5 protein-coding genes are annotated in these 10,312 nt (G+C 35.9%); all 5 read left to right on the top strand.

Annotation, left to right across the window (positions count from 1 at the left end; genetic code table 11):
- Positions 1–579 precede the first annotated feature (579 nt).
- Positions 580–2,889 (top strand): prolyl oligopeptidase family serine peptidase, encoded by a 2,310-nt coding sequence (locus tag ABIQ28_RS10655; protein WP_348037088.1) that lies wholly within the window; start codon positions 580–582, stop codon positions 2,887–2,889.
- Between the two features lie 32 nt (positions 2,890–2,921).
- Entirely contained in the window at positions 2,922–4,418 is a 1,497-nt protein-coding gene (locus ABIQ28_RS10650; RefSeq protein WP_348037086.1) for a carboxypeptidase, read from the top strand.
- 61 nt (positions 4,419–4,479) lie between these two features.
- Positions 4,480–5,973, top strand: coding sequence for a carboxypeptidase (locus tag ABIQ28_RS10645; protein WP_348037084.1), 1,494 nt, complete (start codon positions 4,480–4,482; stop codon positions 5,971–5,973).
- Positions 5,974–6,085: 112 nt separating this feature from the next.
- Positions 6,086–7,636, top strand: coding sequence for an amidohydrolase family protein (locus tag ABIQ28_RS10640; protein ID WP_348037090.1), 1,551 nt, complete (start codon positions 6,086–6,088; stop codon positions 7,634–7,636).
- 702 nt (positions 7,637–8,338) lie between these two features.
- A complete protein-coding gene (gene putP, locus ABIQ28_RS10635) occupies positions 8,339–9,844 on the top strand; it encodes a sodium/proline symporter PutP (protein WP_348037082.1) in 1,506 nt (501 codons plus the stop codon).
- The last annotated feature ends 468 nt before the right edge of the window (positions 9,845–10,312 follow it).

Below are 10,312 nucleotides of genomic sequence, written 5' to 3'. Positions count from 1 at the left end.
CAGCAGGAGCATATGTAAGCACTGTTCCTGTTCGTCTTATTTACCCTATATCTGAGCAAACATTAAATCGCACTAATTACGAAGCTGCTGCAATAGCAGTAGGCGGAGATTTGTTGACTACCAAACTTTTTTGGGATAAATTTTAATTGCTTTTAATGAGCATGAAAAAAAGTTGCTTCTAAGTACTTAAATTAAATAACTTCTAAATTTTTTGTCTGAAGTTTGAGTAGTTGAAGCTGATTAGCTAGTGAGCGGTAAAACGGCTATGTCGTTATATGATGGTTAGAAGAGAATCTTTTACCGCTCTCCAAGCTAAATTTAAGTATAGTAACTTCTATAAGTACATTTTATTTTTAGTGCTTAATTTCGGATCTATTTGTTTTATCCGAACATCCTCTTTTGTAATTAATAAATTTAAAATAAACTTTGACTTATTGAAAACCTAGCAGAGATATCATGCCTGTCTTGGGTTTTCTCATGAAGATTTATACTGTATTCTAAAAACGCAGATTTTATAATCTAATCCTAAAAATAATGTTTCGAATTCTTGTTTTTCCTGCTTTTTTTCTCTTAACCCTTATGAGTATTGGACAGGTAAATTCAACTTTAACTGTTGAAAAGATTATGTCGGATAGGGTTTATTTGGGAGAAACTCCCACGGAGGTTCGATGGAGCGAGGATAGTAAGCGGGTATTGTTCAAATGGAGGCCAATGGATAAGGAGAATAATGCTGTTTATCAAATGAGTATTAAAGAGAGGGTTCCGAAAATATTGAATGTCAATGAGACAAATAGCCTCAATATAATGGAGGCTTCATTTTCTAAAGACCTAAAAAAAATGCTGTTTCAAAGAGATGGCGACATTTTTCTGAAAGATATAAAAAGTGGTGTTGAATCGGTAGTAGTTGCGACTGATGAATTTGAAAGTGCTCCTTATTTTAATGATGATGAAACTATCGTTATTTTTCAAAGGGGGAATAATTTATATCAAATAGGACTTTCAGGGCAAGGATTGAAGCAAATTACCAATTTTACGAGAGAGCAATTCTACGAGGGAAAAACCATAAAAGATAAAGGTGCATGGCTTCAGAAAGACCAGTTAAGATTATTTGACGTCTTAAAAAGACAGCATACCAACAAAAAAAATGATAATGATAAAAGTACTTTACCGAGAAGTTATTTTCTTCCAGCCTCTAGTACTATTTCAAATTTGAGCATTGATAAACATATGATATTTGTCGTGTTCTCCATTGCTGATCAATCAGAGAACAGCAGAACCATAGAGGTGCCAAATTATGTAACTCTATCTGGGTATACAGAAAATATTGCAGGTAGAACAAAAGTGGGAGCGATATTGCCTACTTATTCTACAAGAATTTATGATTTAGAACGAGATACCATTTATGATGTCCTGACTAATAATATTCCACAAATTAAAAGATTGCCTGAATATATAAAAGACTATCCAGAACAGTTAGAACGCCTCACAAAAGAAAATAAAGATCGAAAAGTAAATATCAGTCGTCCTATATGGAGTCCGGATCGTACGAGTGCAGTGGTGAATATTGTTTCACAAGACAATAAAGATCGTTGGATTATGAAATTGGATCCTCTAAATGGGAAACTTTTTCCTTTGGATCATCAACATGACGAGGCTTGGATTGGAGGCCCTGGGATTGGCAGTTTTTATGGAACTTTGAATTTGGGATGGATTAATGAAAATACAATTTATTTTCAAAGTGAAGTTACGGGCTATTCACATGTTTATAGTCTGAATGTTACAAATAAAGAAAAAAAGCAATTAACATCTGGTTCTTTTGAAGTTCAGACGTTGCAATTATCGAATGATAAGAAATTTTTCTATTTGACTGCAAATCTCGAGAATCCAGGAATTACCCATTTTTACAAACTCTCTGTTAATGGAGGCGATTTAATTAAATTAACTTCTATCAAAGGGTTAAATGAAGTCACGCTTTCTCCAGACGAAAAATGGTTAGCCATTAGACACTCTAGTATCACGAAACCTTGGGAATTATACCTTCAAGAAAATAAACCGATAGCTGAGGCTGTGCAAACAACACAGACGACATCTCCTGATTTTGTGGCCTATTCATGGAAAATACCAGAAACAATAGTTTTTAAAAACAGAAATGGTGTAGATACTTATGCACAAGTTTTCAAGCCAACAAAACCCCTAAAGAATAAAACTGCCGTTGTTTTTGTGCATTCAAACGGTTACTTACAAAATGTACATTACGGGTGGAGCTATCATTTTAGGGAATATATGTTCAATAACTTGTTGGTTGATGAAGGTTTTACAGTTATAAATATTGACTACAATGCAAGCTCTGGATATGGACGAGACTATAGAACCGGGATTTATAGACATATGGGAGGACGGGATCTTTCTGATGTTACAGATAGCGCAAAATTATTGGTTGAAAAGTATCATGTAAATCCAGATTACATTGGTTTATATGGGGGGTCTTATGGAGGCTTTTTAACACTTATGGGATTGTTCACAGAGCCTGAGGTTTTTAAAGCAGGTGCTGCTTTGCGTTCCGTAACTGACTGGGCTCATTACAATCAAAGATATACCTCAAATATTCTTAATGAACCTTTAACTGATGAAAATGCTTATAAAAGAAGTTCTCCAATATATTTTGCAGATGGATTGAAGGGACATTTGCTTATGACTCATGGTGTTGTTGATGTTAATGTAAACTTTCAAGACGTCGTGCGTCTTTCTCAGAAATTGATTGAATTGGGTAAGGACGATTGGGAGCTTGCATTATATCCTCTCGAAGATCACAATTTTATAGAGCCTTCAAGTTGGACCGATCAGTATAAACGAATCTTAAAGCTTTTTAAAAATACATTGACTGAATAAATCGACTACTAATACCATCTAAAAATCTAGACATGAAAAAAATTTATCTATTTACAACAGTGTTTTTTCTTTTTTCTTTTGTAATACAAGCGCAACAGCTAAATACGAGTATGGATTCTATGGTAACCACCAATGGTCAGGTTACTATTAAAGGCGCAGTGGTGAAGTATAAGGCGACTGCTGGTAAACAACCGGTTTGGGATGATAAAGGAAAAATTATTGCAGGTCTTTATTATACATATTATGAAAGATCCGATATAAAGGATCGTTCAAAACGACCACTTATTTTCTCATTTAATGGTGGTCCAGGTGCTGCTTCTGTTTGGATGCATTTGGGATATACTGGCCCATATAAATTAAAAGTTGATAGTGAGGGTTACCCTGTTCAGCCCTATGGCGTTGAAGAAAATTCACAATCTATTTTGGATGTTGCCGATATTGTTTATATCGAACCTGTAAATACTGGGTTTTCGAGAGCCATTGAAAGTATGAGTAATGAAGAGGTTGCAAAAACATTCTTTGGAGTGAATGCAGATATAAAATATCTTGCCGGCTGGATCAATACTTTTGTCACAAGAAAAAATCGTTGGGATTCTCCTAAATATTTGATTGGTGAAAGTTATGGAACGCCTCGAGTTTCAGGACTTTCTTTAGAGCTTCAAAATAGTCATTGGATGTACTTAAATGGTGTCATTTTGGTTTCTCCTACTGGCCTTGGTATTGAACGTGGTACTGCCATTGAGCCTGCTAATAACGTCCCTTATTTTGCTGCTGCTGCATGGTTTCATAAAAAATTGCCTTCGGATTTACAGTCCAAAGATTTGATGGATGTTTTATCAGAGGTTGAAGAATACACCGCTAATAAATTAATCCCTATAATGGCTAAAGGTGGTTTTTTATCCGATTCTGAAAAACGTAAAACAGCTAGTGAATTGTCTCGATATTCCGGCCTATCTGAAAAGGTCATTATGGAACATGATCTAAGAGTGCCAAAAGCCTTTTTCTGGAAAGATTTGTTGCGAGATGAAGGCTTTACCATTGGGAGATTAGATTCTCGATATTTAGGAATAGACAAGATGAACGCGGGTGAAAAACCTGATTACTCGCCGGAAATGAAATCGTGGGAGCATTCTTTTCCACCTGCCATAAATTATTATTTCAAAAACTATCTTAATTATAATACGGACTTGAAATATTTCATAGGTGGTCAAACACGTCCTTGGGATTCAAGCAACAATCATACGGGTGAAGATCTTCGTCAAGCCATGGCACAGAATCCTTATTTACATGTGATGGTGCAATCTGGTTATTACGACGGAGCTACGGATTATTACAACTCGAAGTATAATTTATGGCAAATGGATACCAGTGGAAAATTACGAGACCGTATGAGTTGGAAAGGTTATAGAAGTGGTCATATGATGTACCTGAGATCTGAAGATTTAATAACCTCAAACGAGGATATAAGAAAGTTTATTAAGGCATCTACTCCAAAGGAAAATCAAGCGGCAGAATACCTTAGAAAATAAAGTCAAAATAGGGCGTGTTCAAGAAATTAAAATTAATATTAAGAATCAAAAAAGAAAGAAAATGAATAAAATTTATGCTATTGCGATAGTTTGGATGTTTTGTGGTCTAAACTTAAATGCACAACAGTTAAACACCAAAATGGATTCTACGGTAATAACTAAAGGTGAGGTTGTTATAAAGGGGGTGCCGGTCAAATACTCGGCTACTACAGGGAAACAGCCTGTGTGGGACGAGAAAGGTAAAATTATAGCAGGTCTTTATTTTACGTATTATGAGAGATTAGGTGTAAGTAATAAAGCAAAAAGACCACTTATAATCTCACTAAACGGTGGTCCAGGTTCAGCATCGGTATGGATGCATATAGCTTATACGGGGCCAAAGATTCTCAAAATTGATGATGAAGGTTATCCTGTTCAGCCTTATGGGGTTAAAGATAATGTACATTCTATACTTGATGTTGCAGATATCGTTTATATAAACCCTGTAAATACTGGGTATTCGAGAGCAGTTGACACTATGGACGAGGCAGAGAAGAGAAAAACTTTTTTCGGTGTTAATGCTGATATAAAATATCTGGCAAGTTGGATTAATACTTTTGTCACTAGACAAAATCGTTGGGAGTCGCCTAAATATCTTATTGGAGAGAGTTATGGTGCACCTCGTGTTTCAGGTTTGTCACTAGAATTGCAAAATGCGCATTGGATGTATCTGAATGGGGTGGTCTTAGTGTCGCCTACAGGATTAGGAATTGAGCGTGGTACTGCTGTCGATGCGGCGAACTTACTTCCGTATTATGCGGCAGCTGCATGGTACCATAAAAAGTTGCCTTCTGATTTACAGTCTAAAGATCTTACAGATATGCTGGTTGAAGTTGAGGAGTATACGGTTAATGAGTTGATTCCGATTATGGCAAAAGGAGGTTTTTTACCTGAAGCAGAAAAACAGAAAGCCGCCGCGCGTATTTCAAGATATTCGGGATTATCCGAAAAAGTGATCTTAGAACATGATCTAAGAATTCCAAAAGGTTTCTTTTGGAAAGAACTTTTGCGTAATGAAGGTTTTAATATCGGTAGGTTAGATTCTAGATATTTAGGAATAGATAAAATGGCAGCTGGTGATAAACCAGATTATTCTGCAGAGTTGACTTCTTGGCTTCACTCTTTTACCCCGGCAATAAACTATTATATAAAAAATCACTTAAAATATAATACCGATCTTAAATATAATATGTTTGGCCCTGTTCATCCTTGGGATAATAGCAATAACACTACTGGTTATGACTTACGCCAGGCAATGGCCCAAAACCCGTATTTGCATGTTTTGGTGCAAGCAGGATATTATGATGGCGGAACAGATTATTTCAATTCAAAATACAATCAATGGCAAATGGATACCAGTGGAAAATTAAGGGATCGGATGAGTTGGAAAGGGTATAGAAGTGGTCATATGATGTATTTGCGTAGTGAGGATTTGGCGACTTCCAATGAAGATATAAGAGAGTTCATTAGTAAGTCAACTCCCAAAGACGGTCAACCCGCAGAGTATAAAAGATAATTTAAGATAAATTCTCTTGTTTAACCCACAACAGATTTTTAAACTATATTAATCCTAATTACAATTTCTTATGAAAAATTTAAAAAAAGAATTATTTATTGCGGTCTGCTTTATGATGTGTGTGAGCATGCAGTCACAAATCACAAAAGCCCCTGATAGACAGGAGGGTGAGGGGCCTTGGTCACAATTAATTATAAGAGGAGCAACGCTAATAAATGGGACATTAGCCCCTCCTATGGGGCCTGTAGATATTGTTGTGGAAAATAACCGTATTGTAGATGTCCGAGTTGTAGGATATCCAGGAGTACCTATTAAAGATAGCAGAAGACCTGTTTTAAAGGCAGGAGGGAAAGAGTTAAATGCTGAAGGAATGTACATTATGCCTGGTTTTGTAGATAGTCATGCGCACATTGGTGGTACATCTCAAGGAACACCGGCCGAATATGTATATAAACTTTGGATGGGGCATGGCATTACTACCATTGTAGATCCAAGCAGTGGCAATGGTCTTACTTGGACTCTTGAAGAAAAAAGAAGAAGTGATAAAAATGAAATAACCGCACCAAGAATTAAAGCGTATACAGCGTTTGGGCAGAACAGCAAAACTCCGATTGCGACCGATCAGCAGGCAAGAGAATGGGTGCGAAACAATGCGAAACTTGGGGCTGACGGAATTAAATTTTTTGGAGCTACTCCTGTAGTAATGGCAGCAGCCTTAGATGAAAACAAAAAATTAGGTCTGCGTTCTAAAATGCATCATTCACAAACTTATGTAGGGAGTTGGAATGTTTTGAATAGTGCAAGGTCAGGACTCACATCAATGGAACACTGGTATGGTTTACCTGAGGCGTTATTTGATGATCGTACAGTTCAAAATTATTCCTTAGACTACAATTATCAAAATGAGCAGGACCGTTTTGGTGAAGCAGGACAGTTGTGGAAACAAGCAGCAGCACCTAATAGTAAAAAATGGAACGATGTTATGGATGAACTCTTAGCTCTTGATTTTACTTTAACTCCAACTTTTGTTATTTATGAAGCTAATAGAGATTTGACACGAGCACGTCTTGCTGAATACCATCAAGAATATACCCTTCCTTCATTATGGGATTTTTATGCCCCTAGTCGTGAGTCTCACGGATCGTATTGGCATAATTGGGGAACAGAACAAGAGATCGAGTGGAAGGCAAACTATAAACTTTGGATGAATTTCATAAATGATTATAAAAATCGTGGAGGAAGAGTAACCGTAGGTACTGATGCAGGATTTATTTATGAGCTTTATGGTTTTTCTTATCCTCGTGAAATGGAGTTGTTACGTGAAGCAGGATTTCATCCATTAGAAGTTATAAAAGCAGCTACTTTAAATGGTGCTGAGGCACTAGGTATGGAAAAAGAAATAGGGTCAATTGAAGTTGGGAAATTAGCCGATTTTGTTATTGTAGAAGAAAATCCTTTAGAAAATCTTCAAACCCTTTATGGCACAGGCGCTATAAAACTAACTGACAACAATGAGGTTGTGCGTGTTGGCGGTGTGAAATATACCATTAAGGATGGCATTATTTATGACGCTAAAAAACTTTTGGATGATGTCAAAGAAATGGTAAAGAAAGAAAAGGAAAGCAAAGGTTATAAGTTAACCCAACCTGGTATTAAGAAATAGTGTGAGTAACACAGTTTTAAGAAAGAGGGGCTTTTAAAGGGTGCGAGTTCAAGAAATTCTTGCAAGCAATGTTTTGTGATTAGTTTTTGGCAAACACTTTAAAAGTGAGACCACCAATTAGGATTGTCTACTTTATTTGTTTTTTGCTTTTTAATATCAAATTCCAAATAGAGATAACGTTAGAGTTTAATTAAATAACCAATTATCAAACGGAATCTAAACTACCTTGACATTAAGGGTTTCTCGATGAAAGTCCATATAGAAATTCATATGTTGATCCGTACTTTTATTCCGTTTGGACGTTGGCAAAGCTTTTTTTATGGTCTGGGTTGAAAGCGATATCAATATAAGTACATAGAGTTTTCAATGAAATATTGATGTCAAATACTTAATGATATCTGATTGGAATTGCGGGAAAACTAATTGACGATATGAAGTTTTATAATTATGAGAAATCATTAATTATTGGATTTTTAATCTATTTTGTTTTCTTACAGATTAGATTGTTAAGTACTACTTTTGGTTTAATGACCAGCATAGAAAGCACTGACAATATTTTAAAAAATAAAAAACAAATCGAATTTATATAAAAATGACAAATAGGTACCTAGTTTAATATTCACAAAAGTGAATTTTTGAAATTAGGAGCCATTCAGATTTGAAAATCAATAAACCAAGATACTAACTAACCAATAATACATTATGCAGATTTACGAAGCCATTTCCATTGGACTATACATGTTATTAATGATTTCCATTGGAATTTATTCCTATCGAAAATCCACTTCAACGTCCGAGGAATTCTTAATAGGGGGACGGAAATTAGGACCCATGGTAACTGCTCTTTCTGCGGGTGCTGCAGATATGAGCGGATGGCTTTTGATGGGACTGCCTGGGGCGATGTACTTTACAGGATTGTCGAGTGCTTGGATAGCAATAGGTTTGACTATTGGGGCTTATCTCAATTATGTTTGGGTGGCACCTCGACTTAGAATTTATACTGAAGTTGCACAAAACGCCATTACACTCCCGGTATTTTTTGAGAATCGATACAAAGACAAGCAGCATATTTTAAAAATCACTTCGTCGATTTTTATTTTGATATTTTTTACACTTTATACTTCTGCCGGAATGGTTTCTGGTGGAAAATTATTTGAATCTGCGTTTGGAATGGATTATTTGACGGGTGTTTTTATCACAAGTCTGGTCGTTGTAATCTATACCTTTATAGGTGGTTTTTTAGCGGTAAGTTTAACCGACTTCATTCAAGGAACAATCATGGTTGTAGCCTTGTTGATTGTTCCAACCGTTGCCATTTTTGAAATTGGTGGAACGGCAGAAACGCTATCGCTCATTCAAAGCAAAGGAGGGGATTATTTAAGTCTGTTAACGGGCACAACCACCGTAGGAATACTCTCGCTCTTAGCTTGGGGATTGGGTTATTTTGGACAACCTCATATTTTGGTTCGTTTTATGGCCATCGATAAGCCTAAGGATTTAATCAAAGCCAAAAACATTGGAATTTCATGGATGGTTTTAACTGTCTTGGGTGCTTTAAGTATCGGTTTAGTTGGAATTGCATATTTAATCAAGTTTGATAATTCAACAATGCAAATTTTTGACGCCTCCAATCGAGAGGCCGAAACAATCTTCATCTATTTTGCAAGAGGTTTATTTCATCCACTTGTGGGCGGATTTCTTTTGTCAGCAATTTTGGCCGCCGTTATGAGTACCATTTCGTCTCAACTTTTGGTTACATCCAGTTCCTTGACTGAGGATATTTATAAAGCCTTTATAAAACCAAAAGCAAGTCCTAAAAACTTGTTAGTGGCCAGTCGTGCTTCTGTATTGATCGTTGCTTTAATTGCAGTATTACTGTCTTTACAGCCTCGTGATAGTATTTTAAACTTAGTCGGAAACGCTTGGGCTGGTTTTGGCGCTGCTTTTGGCCCATTGATCCTGCTTTCGCTCTTGTACAAAAAATCAAGTAAAGCGGGAGCACTTTCCGGAATGTTAGTTGGTGGACTGACGGTTCTGTTTTGGATTAATTTTGATCATCCCTTCAAGGATTGGTATGAGTTGATTCCTGGGTTTACTTTGTCGTTTATAACCCATATTGTTGTTTCAAGGTTTACATATAAACCAAATTTAATTATTGAGGCTGAGTTTGATGAAGTGGAGGAAATAAAGAAAGAGATGATGAAATAAATATAATTGTATTTAACTGTTTTTTAGCATGGATTTACATAGTTCCATGGAATAGAAGTAACTCTTATTCGTATGATGGTTTTGCTCAAGTTATGGCTCAAGAGTCCTTATTTACATGTTGCAGTAAACTATATACATTTTGGTGATGGAAGAGTTTGTTCGAATTTAAAGTGCTGTTTTTGGCCGATGAATACGAGTGGTATATTAAAAAATTGTATGAGTTGGAAGTGTAAGAGAGTTAGTTCATGTGTATGACTTCTAGAGGATTGATTGTTTTAAACGAGTTTGCAAGAGAATTCATTGAAAAAGCCTTTCATAAAACAAATCAATTTACAAAATACCACTATTATCCGAAAGTCTAAAATAAAAAGTGCCTGAGAATCCCTTATTTTTGTTTTTGCGAAAAAAAATAATTTTATGGGACTTTTCAGGCGAAACAAAAATATTAAAAAACTAGTTATTCGACAA

The sequence above is a fragment of the Gelidibacter sp. genome (assembly GCF_039916245.1).
Taxonomy (GTDB): domain Bacteria; phylum Bacteroidota; class Bacteroidia; order Flavobacteriales; family Flavobacteriaceae; genus Gelidibacter.
The sequence above is the reverse complement of the archived record's forward strand: the minus strand, read 5'-3'. Positions and strand labels throughout refer to the sequence as shown.